The 15,626-nt window shown below is 65.1% G+C and carries 18 protein-coding genes; 14 read left to right on the top strand and 4 right to left on the bottom strand.

All coding sequences use genetic code 11. The annotated features are described in order from the left end of the window. A partial coding sequence (locus tag B0W80_RS28680; protein ID WP_143684820.1) for an Rne/Rng family ribonuclease occupies window positions 1-1,778 on the bottom strand: 1,778 nt, incomplete at its 3' end. A gap of 539 nt (window positions 1,779-2,317) precedes the next feature. Here B0W80_RS28680 and B0W80_RS28685 point away from each other — a divergent pair. Genes B0W80_RS28685 through B0W80_RS28700 form a run of 4 tightly spaced genes read left to right on the top strand, consistent with a single transcriptional unit; the run spans window position 2,318 to window position 5,431 of the window. Continuing rightward, complete coding sequence (locus tag B0W80_RS28685) at window positions 2,318-3,370, top strand: RluA family pseudouridine synthase (protein ID WP_077002560.1); 1,053 nt, start codon at window positions 2,318-2,320, stop codon at window positions 3,368-3,370. Further along, window positions 3,363-4,031, top strand: a complete 669-nt coding sequence (locus B0W80_RS28690) for an HAD family hydrolase (protein WP_077002561.1) — start codon at window positions 3,363-3,365, stop codon at window positions 4,029-4,031. Before B0W80_RS28685 ends, B0W80_RS28690 begins: the two co-directional genes overlap by 8 nt. A 10-nt stretch (window positions 4,032-4,041) precedes the next feature. Then, window positions 4,042-4,407 (top strand): Rieske 2Fe-2S domain-containing protein, encoded by a 366-nt coding sequence (locus B0W80_RS28695; protein WP_077002562.1) that lies wholly within the window; start codon window positions 4,042-4,044, stop codon window positions 4,405-4,407. A gap of 1 nt (window position 4,408) precedes the next feature. Further along, on the top strand, window positions 4,409-5,431 hold the full coding sequence (locus tag B0W80_RS28700) for a S49 family peptidase (protein WP_077002563.1): 1,023 nt from the start codon (window positions 4,409-4,411) through the stop codon (window positions 5,429-5,431). Window positions 5,432-5,437: 6 nt separating this feature from the next. On the opposite strand, the gene B0W80_RS28705 is transcribed toward B0W80_RS28700, so the two are convergent. From B0W80_RS28705 to B0W80_RS28715, 3 genes are read right to left on the bottom strand one after another with little or no spacing between them, the layout of a single operon-like run. Beyond that, window positions 5,438-6,556, bottom strand: a complete 1,119-nt coding sequence (locus tag B0W80_RS28705) for an MFS transporter (protein WP_077002564.1) — start codon at window positions 6,554-6,556, stop codon at window positions 5,438-5,440. Between the two features lie 35 nt (window positions 6,557-6,591). Then, window positions 6,592-7,356 carry an SAM-dependent methyltransferase gene (locus B0W80_RS28710; RefSeq protein WP_077002565.1) on the bottom strand — a complete coding sequence of 255 codons (765 nt, stop codon included), beginning with the start codon at window positions 7,354-7,356 and terminating at the stop codon, window positions 6,592-6,594. Continuing rightward, on the bottom strand, window positions 7,353-7,934 hold the full coding sequence (locus tag B0W80_RS28715; protein WP_077002566.1) for a Maf family nucleotide pyrophosphatase: 582 nt from the start codon (window positions 7,932-7,934) through the stop codon (window positions 7,353-7,355). The genes B0W80_RS28710 and B0W80_RS28715 overlap by 4 nt, the downstream gene beginning before the upstream one ends. 38 nt (window positions 7,935-7,972) lie before the next feature. Here B0W80_RS28715 and B0W80_RS28720 point away from each other — a divergent pair, with 38 nt between their 5' ends. The 10 genes from B0W80_RS28720 to rpoE all read left to right on the top strand — a co-directional run bounded on the left by B0W80_RS28720 (window position 7,973) and on the right by rpoE (window position 15,614). Beyond that, entirely contained in the window at window positions 7,973-8,521 is a 549-nt protein-coding gene (locus B0W80_RS28720; RefSeq protein WP_077002567.1) for a DUF177 domain-containing protein, read from the top strand. Window positions 8,522-8,675: 154 nt separating this feature from the next. Continuing rightward, a complete protein-coding gene (gene rpmF, locus B0W80_RS28725) occupies window positions 8,676-8,858 on the top strand; it encodes a 50S ribosomal protein L32 (protein WP_077002568.1) in 183 nt (60 codons plus the stop codon). A 62-nt stretch (window positions 8,859-8,920) separates the two neighbouring features. Further along, window positions 8,921-10,009 (top strand): phosphate acyltransferase PlsX, encoded by a 1,089-nt coding sequence (gene plsX, locus B0W80_RS28730; RefSeq protein WP_077002569.1) that lies wholly within the window; start codon window positions 8,921-8,923, stop codon window positions 10,007-10,009. Continuing rightward, window positions 10,009-10,986 (top strand): beta-ketoacyl-ACP synthase III, encoded by a 978-nt coding sequence (locus B0W80_RS28735; protein WP_077002570.1) that lies wholly within the window; start codon window positions 10,009-10,011, stop codon window positions 10,984-10,986. Before plsX ends, B0W80_RS28735 begins: the two co-directional genes overlap by 1 nt. A 53-nt stretch (window positions 10,987-11,039) precedes the next feature. Beyond that, on the top strand, window positions 11,040-11,993 hold the full coding sequence (gene fabD / locus B0W80_RS28740; protein WP_077002571.1) for an ACP S-malonyltransferase: 954 nt from the start codon (window positions 11,040-11,042) through the stop codon (window positions 11,991-11,993). 32 nt (window positions 11,994-12,025) lie between these two features. After that, window positions 12,026-12,769 carry a 3-oxoacyl-ACP reductase FabG gene (fabG, locus tag B0W80_RS28745; protein ID WP_077002572.1) on the top strand — a complete coding sequence of 248 codons (744 nt, stop codon included), beginning with the start codon at window positions 12,026-12,028 and terminating at the stop codon, window positions 12,767-12,769. Window positions 12,770-12,869: 100 nt separating this feature from the next. Next, a complete protein-coding gene (gene acpP / locus B0W80_RS28750; RefSeq protein WP_007830471.1) occupies window positions 12,870-13,109 on the top strand; it encodes an acyl carrier protein in 240 nt (79 codons plus the stop codon). 93 nt (window positions 13,110-13,202) lie between these two features. Then, window positions 13,203-14,447 carry a beta-ketoacyl-ACP synthase II gene (gene fabF / locus B0W80_RS28755; RefSeq protein WP_077002573.1) on the top strand — a complete coding sequence of 415 codons (1,245 nt, stop codon included), beginning with the start codon at window positions 13,203-13,205 and terminating at the stop codon, window positions 14,445-14,447. A gap of 13 nt (window positions 14,448-14,460) precedes the next feature. After that, on the top strand, window positions 14,461-14,943 hold the full coding sequence (locus tag B0W80_RS28760; protein WP_077002574.1) for a hypothetical protein: 483 nt from the start codon (window positions 14,461-14,463) through the stop codon (window positions 14,941-14,943). Then, a complete protein-coding gene (gene rpoE / locus B0W80_RS28765; protein ID WP_256856711.1) occupies window positions 14,940-15,614 on the top strand; it encodes an RNA polymerase sigma factor RpoE in 675 nt (224 codons plus the stop codon). Before B0W80_RS28760 ends, rpoE begins: the two co-directional genes overlap by 4 nt. Window positions 15,615-15,626: the final 12 nt, after the last annotated feature.

Consider the following 15,626-nt stretch of genomic DNA (forward strand, 5'->3'; position numbering starts at 1 on the left):
GGAATGACGGCAGGCGCCGGCGCCGGCGCAGGAGGCGTCGCGCCGAACAGGCGCTTGATCCAGCCGAAGAAGCCCGCCTCGGCCGGCTCCGGGGCCTGGGGTGCCGGCGCGGCGGGTGCCTGTTCGGCGGCGATCGGCCGCACGGGTTCGGGCTTCGGCGGCACCACCGGTGCCGGCGCGTCGGGAAGCACGCCCTTGATGACCGGCGTCTGCTTGTTGGTGGGCTCCTGCGAGCGCCGCGTGACGGAGGTCGGGTCCTCGATCTCGTCGGCCATCTTGTAGCTGGCCTCGATGTGGTCGAGGCGCGGATCGTCGTGCTTGAGCCGCTCGAGCTTGTAGTTCGGGGTTTCGAGCGTCTTGTTGGGCACCATCAGCACGCTCACGCGCTGCTTCAGTTCGATCTTCGCGATCTCGGTACGCTTTTCGTTGAGCAGGAAGGACGCCACTTCCACCGGCACCTGCACGTGCACTGCGGCCGTGTTGTCCTTCATCGACTCTTCCTGAATGATGCGCAGGATCTGCAGCGCGCTCGATTCGGTGTCGCGGATGTGGCCCGAGCCGCCGCAGCGCGGGCAGGGAATGGACGAGCCTTCGGACAGCGCCGGCTTCAGGCGCTGGCGACTCATTTCCATCAAGCCGAACTTGCTGATCGAGCCGAACTGCACGCGTGCACGGTCCTGGCGCAGCGCGTCGCGAAGACGGCTCTCGACTTCGCGGCGGTTCTTGGACTCGTCCATGTCGATGAAGTCGATGACGATCAGGCCGCCCAGGTCGCGCAGGCGCATCTGGCGAGCCACTTCGTCGGCGGCCTCGAGGTTGGTGCGGGTGGCGGTCTCCTCGATGTCGCCGCCCTTGATGGCGCGCGCGGAGTTCACGTCGACGGAAACCAGCGCCTCGGTGTGGTCGATCACGATCGCACCGCCGCTGGGCAGTTGCACCGTGCGCGCGTAGGCCGACTCGATCTGGTGCTCGATCTGGAAGCGGCTGAACAGCGCGGCATCGTCGCGGTAGCGCTTGACGCGCGCCGCATGCTCCGGCATCACGTGCGCCATGAACTGCTGCGCCTGATCGTAGATGTCGTCGGTGTCGATCAGGATGTCGCCGATGTCGTGGTTGAAGTAGTCACGGATCGCGCGAATCACCAGCGACGACTCCTGATAGATCAGGAAAGCGCCCTTGCCGCCCTTGGCGGCGCCGTCGATCGCAGCCCACAGCTTGAGCAGGTAGTTCAGGTCCCACTGCAGTTCGGGCGCCGAGCGGCCGATGCCGGCCGTGCGCGCGATGATGCTCATGCCCTTGGGGTACTCGAGCTGGTCCATCGCCTCCTTGAGCTCGGCCCGGTCGTCGCCCTCGATGCGCCGGCTCACGCCGCCGCCGCGCGGGTTGTTGGGCATCAGCACGACGTAGCGGCCGGCCAGCGAGATGAAGGTGGTGAGCGCCGCGCCCTTGTTGCCGCGCTCTTCCTTCTCGACCTGGACCACCAGTTCCTGGCCTTCCTTGATCGCGTCCTGGATGCGGGCCTGGCTGGCAGACACGCCTTCGGCGAAGTACTGCTTGGAGATTTCCTTGAACGGCAGGAAGCCGTGGCGGTCTTCGCCGTAGTCGACGAAGCAGGCTTCCAGTGACGGCTCGACGCGCGTCACCACGGCCTTGTAGATGTTGCCCTTGCGCTGTTCGCGCCCTTCGATTTCGATTTCATAGTCGAGGAGCTTTTGCCCGTCGACGATGGCCAGGCGGCGTTCTTCGGCCTGCGTGGCATTGATCAGCATCCGCTTCATGATGCGTTTCCTTTTGTCGTTTCTGTCGTCTCACCGGTCCATGACGGACCTCACGATGCACGAACGACGCCTTGCGAAACGAGGAGGAATTGCCGTTGCAACCCTGGCTGGCGGCCGCGGCGGGTGCGCGCAGCCAAGTCGGGCATCAGCCCGATATCAGCAAGGGAGGAGGGGGCGCGTGGATGGGCGCGAGGCCGATGTGGTGTTGGCTTGCTACGCTCTCAATAGCAACTGACACTTTGCCGACGGGTATTGCCGAACACGCCATGCCAGGACTCGCGGGCATCAGCCAGCGCAGGCACAGTCGAATCAGCAGCATCAGCACAAGGGACTCGCTTCGATCCGCCGGCAGCTTGTCGCCTGCCGGCTGGTATTCCGTATCGGTGTTTCGGGGGCGTCGGCTTGACTCGGGCACCGCGCCTGCCGCCTTGCACGATTGCGCGTGGCCTGCAGATGCAATGCCCCAGCGGCATCGACCTCCAGCGCTGCCGGCAGTGCTCTAAACTTCTGATTAATCAAGCACTTACAAGACCGCGCTGGTGAAAAAGATTATAGGTGCGAAGCCACGCCCCGCGGCAGCGGAAGTTCGCTACGTCACGGTCGACGGCGAATTCGCAGGCCAACGACTCGACAACTTCCTGTTCCGCGAACTCAAGGGCGTCCCGAAGACGCACGTCTATCGGATCATCCGCTCCGGCGAAGTGCGCATCAACAAGGGGCGCGCCCAGGCCGAAAGCAGGGTGGAAGCCGGTGACGTGCTGCGCTTGCCGCCTTTGCGCATGGCCGAGCGGACGACCGAAGAAGGCAGCCCGACGGCCGCCCCGGCACGCGAATTTCCCTTGCTCCATGAAGACGAGGCGCTGCTGGCCATCGACAAGCCGGCGGGCGTCGCGGTGCACGGCGGCAGTGGCGTGAGCTTCGGCGTGATCGAGCAACTGCGGACCGCGCGGCCTGGCGCCCGCTTCCTGGAACTCGTCCATCGGCTGGACCGGGAGACTTCGGGCATCCTGCTGGTGGCCAAAAAGCGCAGCGCGTTGACGGCGCTGCAGGACCAGTTCCGCGAGCGCGAGACGGGTAAGATCTACCTCGCCTTGGTAGATGGCGACTGGCCCGCCAGCAAGAAAGTGCTGGACGCACCGCTCGCGCGGTATTTGTTGCCGAGCAAACCCGGATCGTCGGAGCCCGGCGAGCGTCGCGTCCGCGTGGTTGCCAAGGACCATCCTGATGCGATGCGCGCCGTGACGCTGGTGAAGGTGCTGGCGCGTGTGGCGCTCCCGGTCGAGCCGGCCGCTTTTTCCTTGCTCGCCGTCACGATCAAGACGGGCCGCACCCATCAGATCAGGGTCCATCTGGCCTCCAGCGGCCACCCGATCGCCGGCGACGACAAGTACGGCGACTTCGAGCGCAATCGCGCGCTCCAGAAGATCGGCCTCAAGCGCATGTTCCTGCATGCCTGGCGACTTCAGTTCACTCATCCCGCGAGCGGCGAGCGCATGGCACTGCAGGCCGCCTTGCCGCCCGAACTCTCGGACCTCTTGCCGCATCCGGCGCGCGACGCGCTCGAACCTTTGCCAACACGCACCCATGACTGACACGCAACCCCGCCGCTTCGACCTGATCGCCTTCGATTGGGACGGTACCTTGTACGACTCGACCCGGCTGATCGTCCGCTGCATCCAGGCCGCCGTGGTCGACGTCGGCGGCGCCAAGCCGAGCGAGAACGACGCCGCCTGGGTGATCGGCCTGGGCCTGGCCGAGGCATTGGCCCGCGCTGCGCCGGACGTACCGCGCGAGAAGTACCCCGAACTCGGCGCCCGCTATCGCTACCACTACCTCAAGCACCAGGACGACATCGTGTTGTTCGACGGCGTGCTCGAGATGCTCGACGCCCTCCATGCCCGAGGCCACAAGCTGGCGGTGGCCACCGGCAAGTCCAGGCGCGGCCTCAACGAAGCGCTGGCGACCGTCGCCTTGCGCGACCGCTTCGAGTCGTCGCGCACGGCCGATGAGACCTTCGGCAAGCCGCACCCACGCATGCTGCTGGAACTGATGGAAGAACTCGAGGTGCCGGCCGAACGCACCCTGATGATCGGCGACACGACCCACGACCTGCAACTGGCGCTGAATGCAGGCTGTTCCAGCGTCGGCGTGAGCTACGGCGCGCACGAGCCCGACAGCTTCGATGCACTGAACCCGTTGCACGTCGCGCATTCGGTGTCCGACCTGACGCAGTGGCTGCTCGAGAACGCATGACAATGCGGCGATGAGCGAATCCGTCGCCTTGTGCCATTCGGCGGAACTGGTCGACAGCGGTCGCGCCGTTCCTTTCGACGTGGTGTTCGGCGGACAGACCTGCCGCGCATTCGCCATCCGCTACGAAGGCCGGCCGCACGCCTACCTGAACCGTTGCAGCCACGTGGCGATGGAGATGGACTTCCAGCCCGACCGCTTCTTCGACGATACGGGCCAGTGGCTGCTCTGCGCGACGCACGGTGCGGTCTACCGGCCGGACAGCGGCGACTGCGCCGGTGGCCCCTGCCGCGGCGGCTTGGTGAAGATCGAGCTCAGCGAACGGGACGGGGTGGTGCACTGGCATACTGCCTGGAACCTCCAACCCCTGGTTTTCTGACATGACCGAACCCACCCGCACGGAACCGCAGGGCTTCGAGCCCTTCGAGCGTGCCGCACCGGTGCGCAGCAGCACCAAGAACGATCCCACGCAGCAGCCCGGCTGGGAGCGGGCCACGCTCGAAAAGCTCGCCTTCGCGAGCCTGCGCGAGCAGCAGGCCGCGCGCCGCTGGAAGACCTTCGTCCGGCTCAGTTGGCTCGCCTTCTTCATCTTCCTGATCTGGCTGGCCATGTCGCGCGCTGCGCCGACCACTGCCAAGACGACTGCCCATACCGCCGTGGTGGAAATCAAGGGCGAGATCGCCAACGGTGCAGACGCCAGTGCCGAATTCGTGGTCGCGGCCATGAAGACCGCGTTCGAAGACGAAGGGGCCAAGGGTGTCGTGCTGCTGATCAACTCGCCGGGCGGAAGCCCCGTGCAGGCCGGCATCATCAACGACGAGATCGGCCGCCTGCGCGCCAAGCACAACAAGCCTGTGTACGCGGTCGTCGAAGAAACCTGCGCGTCGGCCGCGTATTACATCGCGGCAGCCACCGACAAGGTCTTCGTCGACAAGGCGAGCATCGTCGGCAGCATCGGCGTGCTCATGGATGGCTTTGGCTTCACCGGCCTGATGGAGAAGGTCGGTGTCGAGCGCCGGCTTTTGACGGCGGGCGAGAACAAGGGCTTCCTCGATCCGTTCAGCCCGATGAGCGATGCCCAGCGTGCCCATGCGCAGCAGATGCTGGAGCAGATCCATACGCAGTTCATCGACGTGGTCAAGAAGGGACGGGGCGACCGCTTGAAGGCCGGCACGCCTGGCTTGTTCAGCGGCCTGTTCTGGAGCGGTCAGCAGGCGGTGGAGCTCGGGCTGGCAGACCAGCTCGGCAATGTCGATTTCGTGGCGCGCGAGGTCATCAAGGCTGAAGAAGTCATCGACTACACGCGTCGCGACAACGTGGCCGAGAAACTGGCCAAGAAGTTCGGCGCGGCGCTCGGGGATGCCTCGGTGCGTGCGATGCGCAGCGTGCCGGCGTTGCGCTGACGCCGATCAGGTGGGGCCGGCCCAGCGTGCCGACGCCGCCAGCGCCACCGCAAAAACCACGACCAGGTAAAGCGCTGCGGTCAGCGAGCTGATTTCGGCGAGGAAGCCGATTACCGGCGGGCCTGCCATGAAGCCCAGGTACGCGGCGGCAGAAACCGCGGCAATGCCGCGCGCAGGCTCGACGCCTGGCACGCGCGCCGAAGCCGCGAACAAGATGGGAACCACATTCGCAAAGCCGACGCCCACGCCGGCGAGACCGACGAGCGCCTGCCAAGGCGCATCGGTCAACAAGACCAGCGTCATGGATGCTGCGGCAAGAAAGGCGCTGCCGCGCAAAAGGACCGCCGGCTCGAAGCGCGCCCGCATCGCGTCGCCGCTGAAGCGGGCGGCGGCCATCGCGGCGGAGAAGCTCGCATAGGCGAGGGCAGCTTGTTGTTGCGGGCTGCCGAGCTCTTGCTTGAGGTAGAGCACGCTCCAGTCGTAGATCGCGCCCTCGGCAATGAGTCCGAGCGCGGCCAGCACACCCAGAATGACGAGCGCGCCGCGCGGCAGGCGGAAGCCATCGCCTGCCGCGGCGAAGGCGGTGGCGTCTCGCGGCAGCATCCACTGCGCAGACAGCGGAATCGCGCAGGCCATCACGATGGCGACCACCAGCAGATGCGACGATGGCGCCAAGCCCGCGGCAAGCGCCGCGCTGCCGGTCACGGCACCGGCCATGCCGCCCAGGCTGAACATGCCATGCATGCCGCTCATCAGTGGCTGACCGTTGCGCAACTCCAGTTCTGCGGCCTCGGTGTTGATCGCCACGTCGAACACGCTCGTGACGACGCCGAACGCGGCCAGCAATGTCAGCAAGGCCGCATAGCCGGGCATGGCGACCAAACCTGCGAGCAGCAGGGCGTAGACGGTGCCGCTCAGTCCCGCTGCTCCTCGCGCTCCGTGGCGCCCGATCCAGCGGCTCGCCTGTGTGAGGCCAAGCAAGGCTCCGAAGCCTGCAGCGAGCATGGCCAGGCCAAGTTCCGCTTCCGTCACGCCGTAGTGCGCCTTGACGGTCGGGATATGCACGCCCCAGGTCGCAAAGATGAACCCCGACGCGAAGAATTGGGTGCGCGAAGCCCAGCGCATGCGCGCGGACGGCTGCGCCAGTGTTGCGGACACCCTCAGCGCCCGATCGCGAACACGGCGGGCGCTCGCTCGTCGGCGGCGGGCAGGGCGCTCGCGCGCCAGGCTTTGATCGTTTCGCTGCGGATGTCGGCATTGGCGAGCGTGAGGCCGCGCGCCACCGCAAGCCGCGTGTTGTGTTGGAGCGTCTGCATCAAGGCTTGCAGCAGCGCTGCGTTGCGGTAGGGCGTTTCGATGAAGAGTTGTGTCTGCCCGGTGCGCAGCGCCAGTGTTTCGAGCTCGCGGATGCGTTGCGTGCGTGCGGTGGCGTCTTGCGGCAGATAGCCGACGAAGGCGAAGTTCTGGCCGTTGAGGCCGCTCGCTGCCAGTGCGAGCAAGAGCGAAACGGGGCCGACGAGCGGCACCACGGAGACGCCCAGCGCATGCGCAGCGCGCACGACGGACGAGCCCGGATCGGCGACCGCCGGCATGCCGGCTTCGCTGAGAAGCCCGATATCCGCACCCTCCATTGCCGCCGCAAGGAGTGGACGGGCGTCGAACTGGCCCGCTTGATGGTCACCTTTCTTGTGGACTTCGCGCGGCAATTCCTGGATCTGCTGCGACTGCAGGGGCGTTGCGAGCGGCACCACGCCATCGATGCGCTTGAGATACGCGCGGGCCGACTTCGCGTTCTCGCAAATCCAATGAGTGATGCCGGCGGAAGCCTGCAGCGTGCCGAGCGGCAGCACGTCCTGCAGCGCCACGGCGGGGTCGCAGCCGAAATCGAGCGGCGCGGGCACCAGGTAGAGCTTGCCTCGGGTCACAGCAGGTCGATCCCGGCGGCGCGCAACATGCGGGCGGTGCGGATCAGCGGGAGGCCCACGAGCGCAGTGGGGTCGTCGCTGTCGATTGCCTCCAGCAGCGCGATGCCCAGGCCCTCGCTCTTGGCGCTTCCGGCGCAGTCGTAGGGGGTTTCTGCGCGCAAGTAGTACTCGATGGCTTCGTTGCTCAATTGGCGAAAGACGACGCGCACCGGCGCGAGTTCGCGCTGGGAAATGCCGGTGGCTTGGCAGACCACGGCGACCGCGGTCTGGAAAGTGAGCGTTCGTCCGCGCATGCGTTGCAACTGGGCCGTCGCACGTGCGTGGTCGCCGGGCTTGCCGAGCGGCTCGCCGTCGAGGTCGGCGACCTGGTCCGACCCGATCACCACGGCCTCGGGGAAGCGCCGGGCGACCGCCATCGCTTTCTCGAGGGCCAGGCGTTCGGCAAGCGCGCGCGGTGATTCGCCTTCGAGCGGCGTTTCGTCGACTTCGGGCGCCTGCACATCGAAGGTCAGGCGCAGCCTGCCGAGGAGTTCGCGGCGATAGCGCGACGTGGAGGCGAGGATCAGTGAACGTTGCATGGGGCGTGATTGTGCGTGAGCGGTTTAGACTGGTGCCGATGACCAGCGAATTCAAACCCGGCCGGCTCGACGTGCGGCGGCTTGCCGAGGCGGGCGCGACCGTATCGGGCGAGGAGCCTCTCGATGCCTACGCGCGCCTGAGCGCGGAACTGGCTGCTCCGGCCGATGGCGAACGGGTGAGATGGGAGGCGGCGGGCGTCAGTCGCGACGACGCCGCGGGCGAGCCCATACCTTGGCTCCACCTGCGCGCGAGCGTCAAAGTGCCGCTCATCTGCCAGCGCTGCCTGGGCCCTGTCGGCGTGCCTTTGGAGGTCGATCGCTGGTTCCGCTTTGTGAAGGACGAGGACACGGCTGCTGCCGAGGACGAAGAATCCGAAGAAGACGTGCTCGTTGCAAGCCGCGACTTCGATCTGCATGCCCTGGTCGAAGACGAATTGCTGATGGAGATCCCGGTGACGCCGCGTCACGAACGCTGCCCTGAGCCGGTCAAGCTGTCGGCGGCAGATCCCGAGTTCGACGCGGCGGAGGCGGCCCGCCCCAATCCATTTGCCGCTTTGGAAAAGTTGCGGTCCGACAAGCTGAAGTAGGCGGGGGCGCTGAATTGGCGCTGAGCTTCTCTTGGGCTATAATCATGGGCTTCGCGCGCGCCGCCTGGGATGAAGTTTGTAGACGACAGCGGTCGTCAGCCATCCGGGCCCGGCGTATGCCCACCCACTCACCCAAACATTTTCAGGAGCCACCATGGCTGTCCAGCAAAACAAGAAGTCGCCGTCCAAGCGCGGAATGCACCGTTCCCACAATGCACTGGGCGTGCCCGGTCTGGCGGTCGAGCCGACTACCGGCGAGACGCATCTTCGGCACCACATCAGCCCCACCGGCTTCTACCGTGGCCGCAAAGTGGTCAAGACCAAGTCAGAAGCCTGATTTCCACTTTCAAGGCTAGAAGGCCCGAGCTACTTTCCCCGTAGCGTCGGGCCTTTGTTTTGATGGCTTCGCCTTCCGAATCATTTTCCGCGCCCTCCGCGATCACCTTGGCTGTCGATTGCATGGGGGGTGACCACGGGCCGCACGTCACTCTGGCGGCCTGCAGCGCCTTTCTGGAGCGCCACGCTGAGGCGTCTCTTCTTTTGGTCGGCGCGCCGGCGGCGTTGGCTGCTTTCAATCATCCCCGGGCCCGGGTCGTCGGCGCTACTGAAGTGGTCGGCATGGACGACCCGATCGAGGTGGCGCTGCGCAAGAAGAAAGACTCTTCGATGCGTGTCGCGATCCAGCAGGTGAAGGATGGTGCAGCCCAGGCCGCAGTGTCAGCGGGCAACACGGGTGCGCTGATGGCGATCGCTCGCTATTTGCTCAAGACGCTGGATGGCATCGATCGGCCCGCGATCGCTCCCCAATTGCCCAACAGCAAGGGCGGTGCAACCACGGTATTGGATCTTGGCGCCAACGTGGATTGCGACGAGGGCGACCTTCTCCAGTTCGCTGTTCTGGGCTCGGCATTGGTGTCCGCCCTGACGGGCAACGAGTCGCCCACCGTCGGGTTGTTGAATGTTGGCGAAGAAGCCATCAAGGGCAGTGAGACCATCAAGAAAGCCAGCCAGTTGCTTCGCAAGGCTGCCAACTCGGGTGACCTGAATTTCCACGGCAATGTGGAGGGCAACGACATCTTCAAGGGCACGACCGACATCGTGGTGTGCGATGGCTTCGTCGGCAACGTCACGCTCAAGGCGACGGAAGGCGTCGCGTCGATGATCGTCGACTTTCTTCGGGTCGAGTATTCGAGCGGCGTCTGGAGCAAATTTGCTGCAATCGTCTCTTATCCGGTTTTAAAAGCGCTCAAGCGCCGCTTGGATCATCGTCGGTACAACGGCGCGGCTCTGTTGGGGTTGCGCGGGCTCGTGTTCAAGAGCCATGGGTCCGCGGACGAGGTGGCGTTCGGCCATGCGCTGGATCGCGCTTATGATGCCGCTCGCAACAACCTGCTCGATCGCGTGCGGGCCCGCATCGCCCACGCCGCGCCGTTGCTCGCGCGGCAAGAGCAGGCGACGCCGGTCGACACGGCAGCACTCCACGCTTGATGACTCCTTTTTCCCGAATCACCGGCACCGGCAGCTTCCTGCCGCCCCGTCGAGTGACGAACAACGACCTCGCGCGCGAACTCGCGGCGCGCGGCGTCGAGACCTCTGACCAATGGATCATCGAGCGCACCGGCATCCGCGCTCGCCATTTCGCCGAACCTGACGTCACCAGCAGTGATCTCGGATTGGAAGCCGCGCGCCATGCGCTGGAAGCCGCCGGCCGTAGCGCAGCCGACGTCGATCTCATCATCGTGGCGACCTCGACGCCCGACATGGTTTTTCCCTCGTCGGCGGCCATCCTCCAGAACAAGCTGGGAATCTCGGGTTGCCCGGCGTTCGACGTGCAGGCCGTTTGCAGCGGTTTCGTCTACGCGCTGACCGTGGCCGACGCGATGATCAAGACCGGCAGCGCCAAATGCGCGTTGGTCGTGGGCGCCGAAGTGTTCTCGCGCATCCTCGACTTCAACGATCGGACGACCTGTGTGCTGTTCGGCGACGGCGCCGGTGCTGTCGTGCTCGAGGCCAGTGCCGAGCCCGGCATCCTCTCCAGCGACTTGCACGCAGACGGCAAGCACGTGGGCATCCTCTGTGTGCCTGGTCACGTGTCGGGCGGGCAAGTGCTTGGCACCCCTTTGCTTCACATGGATGGACAGGCCGTCTTCAAGCTGGCTGTGCGCGTGCTCGAAGAGGCTGCTCGTGCCTGCTTGCAAAAGGCAGGCAAGGTCGATACCGACATCGACTGGCTGATTCCGCACCAAGCCAACATCCGGATCATGCAAGGCACCGCGAAGAAGCTCAAGGTGCCGCTTGAGAAGCTAGTGGTGACCGTCAACGAGCACGGCAACACCTCGGCTGCGTCCATTCCGTTGGCATTGGACGAAGCCGTGCGCGGGGGCAAGGTGAAAAAGGGCGATACGCTCATGCTCGAGGGCGTGGGCGGCGGATTCACCTGGGGCGCAGTGCTGCTGAACATGTAGTCTTGTGCGCCGCCGCCTTTGGGCGGCGACGTGCGAGGACAAACGGAGACATCATGAAATCCTTCGCTTTCGTATTCCCGGGCCAGGGCTCGCAGGCAGTGGGCATGCTCGACGCCTGGGGCGATCACCCGGCCGTGGCAGAAGTGCTGCGCGAGGCGTCCGACGCGCTGGACGAGGATGTTGCTCGACTGATCCACGATGGCCCGAAGGAAGCGCTTGCGCTGACGACCAACACGCAGCCGGTCATGCTGGTCGCCGGCGTTGCCGCCTGGCGGGCTTGGTTGGCCGAGGGTGGTGCGAAGCCGGCAGTCGTTGCGGGTCACTCGCTGGGCGAGTACGCCGCGCTGGTGGCCTCGGGCGTCCTGACCTTGGCGCAAGCGGCGCCGCTGGTTCGCTTTCGTGCCCAGGCGATGCAGCAGGCGGTTCCAGTGGGTGTGGGCGCGATGGCGGCCGTGCTGGGCATGGATGCCGAGAAGGTGAAGGCCGGTTGCGCCGAGGTGACGGCCAGCTTTGGTGCTGGCAGCAGCGAGATCGTCGAAGCTGTGAACTTCAACGACCCGATGCAGACCGTGATCGCCGGTAGCAAGGCTGCTGTCGACAAGGCTTGCGAGGTGCTCAAGTCGCAGGGTGCCAAGCGGGCGCTGCCTTTGCCCGTGTCGGCACCGTTCCACTCCAGCTTGATGCGGCCCGCCGCCGACGCGCTGCGCGAGCGTCTGGCGTCGCTCGACCTTGCTGCGCCGCAGATTCCCGTGCTCAATAACATCGACGTCGCGGTGGAGAGCGAAGCCGGGCGCATGCGTGATGCACTCGTGCGCCAGGCGGCGGGCCCGGTGCGCTGGGTGGAGAGCGTGCTGGCCTTGAAGGCACGCGGCGTCGACGTGGTGATTGAATGCGGTCCTGGCAAAGTGCTGACCGGGATGGCCAAGCGCATTGCGCCCGAACTGGCCGCGGCGTCCGTGTACGACCCGGCTACGCTCGCCGAAACTCGGCAACTTCTCGGTGCCTGAGTGCCGGGTCCTGAACTCTCTTCCTCGCAGATATGAGCACTCCCAAATTTGAAGGCCAGGTCGCCCTTGTCACCGGCGCGTCGCGCGGCATCGGCGCGGCGATCGCGCTCGAACTGGCCCAGCGCGGCCTGCAGGTCATCGGTACGGCGACCACGGACGATGGGGCCAAGAAGATCACCGCTGCACTCGGCGCGAATGGCGGCCAGGGCATGGCGATCGACGTGAACGACGGGCCGGCCATCGAGGCGTTGGTCGACCAGATCGTGAAGGCCTGTGGCGCAATCCATGTGCTGGTCAACAATGCCGGCATCACTCGGGACATGCTTGCCATGCGGCTGAAAGATGGCGACTGGGATGCCGTACTGGACACCAATCTCAAAGCGGTTTTTCGGCTTTCGCGTGCGGCGATTCGCCCCATGATGAAGCAGCGCTACGGCCGCATCATCAACATCACGAGCGTGATCGGCGCGTCGGGTAATGCCGGGCAGGCCAACTACGCAGCCGCCAAGGCAGGTGTGGCAGGCATGACCCGCGCGCTCGCGCGCGAACTCGGCAGCCGCAACATCACCGTCAACTGCGTGGCACCCGGCTTCATCGAGACAGACATGACGGCCAGCCTGCCGCAGGCCCAGCAGCAAGCCCTGCTGGCTCAGATCCCGTTGGGGCATCTGGGCAAGCCGGCCGACGTCGCGCATGCAGTTGCCTATCTCGCGTCCCCGCAGGCTGCCTATGTGACGGGCCAGGAACTGCACGTCAACGGCGGCCTGCACATGTAAGTCCCTGCCCGGCCAATTCTTTTGCCGGCCGGCCCCAGGCCGATGCCACAATCCGGCCGGCTAAAATCATCGATTACCTACAACCCTCAGAGGGAAGCAAATGAGCGATATCGAAGCACGTGTCAAGAAAATCATTGCCGAGCAACTCGGCGTTGAAGAGTCCCAGGTTACCAACGAAAAGGCTTTCGTTGCGGATCTCGGCGCTGACTCGCTCGACACGGTCGAACTGGTGATGGCACTCGAAGACGAATTCGGCATCGAGATCCCGGACGAAGACGCTGAGAAGATCACGACCGTCCAAAACGCCGTCGATTACGCCACCAAGAATCAAAAGGCCTGATATCGGCCTCGCTGGGTTTCCGTGTCGGTTCGCGGCTGCCACCATGGCGCAGGCCGCCCGGCGGTCTCAGTGCTCCCAGAAAGGTTTGCCGGCATGACCAAACGCCGCGTCGTCGTGACCGGACTCGGTTGCATTGCCCCGGTTGGCAACACCGTCGCCGAGTCCTGGACCAACCTGCTCGCTGGAAAATCGGGCATCGACACCGTCTCCAGCTTCGATGCAAGCGCCTTCGCCTGCAAGTTTGCGGGCGAAGTCAAGGGTTTCGACGTCACCCAGTACATCGCCGAGAAGGAAGCGCGTCACATGGACCGCTTCATCCACCTCGGCATGGCTGCTGCCATGCAGGCGGTGCAAGACAGCGGGTTGCCGACGGGCGATGCGTTGTCCGAAGAGGATGCCGTCCGCATCGGTTGCAACATCGGCTCGGGCATCGGCGGCCTGCCGATGATCGAGTCCACGCACGCCGAGCTGACGAATCGCGGTCCCCGTCGCGTCTCTCCGTTCTTCGTGCCTGCTTCGATCATCAACATGATTTCGGGCCACGTATCCATCAAGTACGGGTTCAAGGGGCCGAACATCGCAATCGTCACGGCTTGCACGACGGGCTTGCACGCCATCGGAACCTCCGCCCGGATGATCGAGTACGGCGACGCCGACGTCATGATCGCCGGCGGCGCCGAGTCGACCGTGTCTCCTTTGGGCATTGGCGGATTCGCGGCGGCGCGGGCACTGTCTACTCGCAACGACGATCCCGCGACGGCCTCACGCCCGTGGGACCGTGATCGAGACGGCTTCGTGCTCGGCGAAGGTGCGGGCGTGCTCGTGCTCGAGGAATACGAACGTGCCAAGGCGCGTGGCGCCAAAATTTACGCCGAGGTTTCCGGCTTCGGCATGAGTGCCGACGCCTTCCATATGACTGCTCCTGACGTCAATGGACCGAGCCGTTCGATGGAGGCTGCCTTGAAGAATGCGGGTGTCAATGCCGATCAGGTGCAATACCTGAATGCGCATGGCACGTCGACGCCGCTTGGCGACCTCAACGAGACCAACGCTATCAAGAAGGCCTTCGGCGACCATGCCAAGAAGCTCGTGGTGAATTCGACCAAGTCGATGACGGGTCATCTGCTCGGCGGTGCTGGCGGCATCGAGTCGGTGTTCACCGTGTTGGCGCTGCACGAACAGAAGAGTCCGCCTACGATCAATATTTTCAATCAAGACCCTGAGTGCGATCTCGATTACTGCGCCAACGAGGCGCGCGATTTGAAGATCGACGTGGCGGTCAAGAACAATTTCGGCTTCGGCGGCACCAACGGCACGCTGGTGTTCAAGCGCGCTTGAACTTCATCGACCCATGCAAAGCGCCCCGTCGGTGAGCTATCCGGTGGGGCGTTCGCGCATCGCCAACCGCTTGTTTCTGTTGCTGTGGATCGCGGGGGCAGGCGGCGTGATCGCCGCTGTCGTCCGCCTCGACGCCGACTGGCGTATCGGGCCGTTGTTGTTCGCGGTCGTTGGCGCCGGCGCTGCGTGGTACGGAAGCGCTTTGCGCAGGCCGCCTGCCGCGATGCTGGAATTCGACGGCGCTGAGTGGTCGATTTCGCATCCTTTTATCGGGCCGGCGCCGAAGCTGAGGGTCGCGCTGGACTTCCAGTCGTCGCTGCTCGCGCATTTCGACTCGGCTCGTGGAGCCCGGCTCTGGCTCTGGCTGGACCGTGATGCCATGCCGGAACGCTGGCAGGCCTTGCGCCGAGCGGTTTATTCGCAGAGCGCGCCAGGTCTTACGCCGGTAGCCAGCCGGTCGAGCGGGTCGGTCGGTACGCAGCATTCGCTTTCATGACCGCCTCTCCACCGCCTGTCCCGCCTGATGCCGGCCTGACCGACCCCGCCGCAGGCGCTCCCAAACCTGGGGAGGTCGACTTTCAACTGGTCCAACGGACCGTCGCAGGCGATCAAAAGGCCTTCGAACTGCTGGTCATCAAGTACCAGCGACGAATCGAACGCCTGATCGGCCGCATGGTGCGCGACGTGAACCTCATCGAGGACATCGCGCAAGAGACCTTCATTCGCGCTTACCGTGCGCTGCACCAATTCAGGGGCGAGGCTCAGTTCTACACCTGGCTCTACCGGATCGCGGTCAACACGGCCAAGAAGGCCCTCGTGGACATGAAGCGCGACCCGACGGTGTCAGAAAGCGCATTGCGTTCGTCTTCCGACGACGATGATGAAACTTACCGTCCAGGAAACGAACCAACCAGCGACGAAACGCCTGAATCCGTGTTGGCCGCGAATGAAATCGCGGCCGCCGTCGAGGCAGCGATGGAAGCTCTGCCCGCCGAATTGCGGCAGGCTGTGACGCTGCGCGAGATCGAAGGCATGAGCTACGAAGAGATCGCCGAGGTCATGAACTGTCCTATCGGCACGGTGCGCTCGCGGATTTTCCGGGCGCGCGAAGCCATTTCGGCAAGGGTCAAACCGTTGTTGGACAACCAGTCCGGCAAGCGTTGGTAAGCAGGTGAACCA

The sequence above is a fragment of the Variovorax sp. KK3 genome (genome assembly GCF_001984055.1).
Taxonomy (GTDB): domain Bacteria; phylum Pseudomonadota; class Gammaproteobacteria; order Burkholderiales; family Burkholderiaceae_C; genus Variovorax.

What these genes read in the sequence shown, in the direction of transcription:
- rpoE (WP_256856711.1), top strand. Translation starts at nt 14,940, where the DNA reads ATGACCGCCTCTCCACCGCCTGTCCCGCCTGATGCCGGCCTGACCGAC.
- B0W80_RS28695 (WP_077002562.1), top strand. Translation starts at nt 4,042, where the DNA reads ATGAGCGAATCCGTCGCCTTGTGCCATTCGGCGGAACTGGTCGACAGC.
- fabF (WP_077002573.1), top strand. Translation starts at nt 13,203, where the DNA reads ATGACCAAACGCCGCGTCGTCGTGACCGGACTCGGTTGCATTGCCCCG.
- fabD (WP_077002571.1), top strand. Translation starts at nt 11,040, where the DNA reads ATGAAATCCTTCGCTTTCGTATTCCCGGGCCAGGGCTCGCAGGCAGTG.
- fabG (WP_077002572.1), top strand. Translation starts at nt 12,026, where the DNA reads ATGAGCACTCCCAAATTTGAAGGCCAGGTCGCCCTTGTCACCGGCGCG.
- B0W80_RS28705 (WP_077002564.1), bottom strand. Translation starts at nt 6,556, where the DNA reads ATGCGCTGGGCTTCGCGCACCCAATTCTTCGCGTCGGGGTTCATCTTT.
- B0W80_RS28690 (WP_077002561.1), top strand. Translation starts at nt 3,363, where the DNA reads ATGACTGACACGCAACCCCGCCGCTTCGACCTGATCGCCTTCGATTGG.
- plsX (WP_077002569.1), top strand. Translation starts at nt 8,921, where the DNA reads ATGGCTTCGCCTTCCGAATCATTTTCCGCGCCCTCCGCGATCACCTTG.
- B0W80_RS28715 (WP_077002566.1), bottom strand. Translation starts at nt 7,934, where the DNA reads ATGCAACGTTCACTGATCCTCGCCTCCACGTCGCGCTATCGCCGCGAA.
- B0W80_RS28735 (WP_077002570.1), top strand. Translation starts at nt 10,009, where the DNA reads ATGACTCCTTTTTCCCGAATCACCGGCACCGGCAGCTTCCTGCCGCCC.
- B0W80_RS28720 (WP_077002567.1), top strand. Translation starts at nt 7,973, where the DNA reads ATGACCAGCGAATTCAAACCCGGCCGGCTCGACGTGCGGCGGCTTGCC.
- B0W80_RS28700 (WP_077002563.1), top strand. Translation starts at nt 4,409, where the DNA reads ATGACCGAACCCACCCGCACGGAACCGCAGGGCTTCGAGCCCTTCGAG.
- rpmF (WP_077002568.1), top strand. Translation starts at nt 8,676, where the DNA reads ATGGCTGTCCAGCAAAACAAGAAGTCGCCGTCCAAGCGCGGAATGCAC.
- acpP (WP_007830471.1), top strand. Translation starts at nt 12,870, where the DNA reads ATGAGCGATATCGAAGCACGTGTCAAGAAAATCATTGCCGAGCAACTC.
- B0W80_RS28760 (WP_077002574.1), top strand. Translation starts at nt 14,461, where the DNA reads ATGCAAAGCGCCCCGTCGGTGAGCTATCCGGTGGGGCGTTCGCGCATC.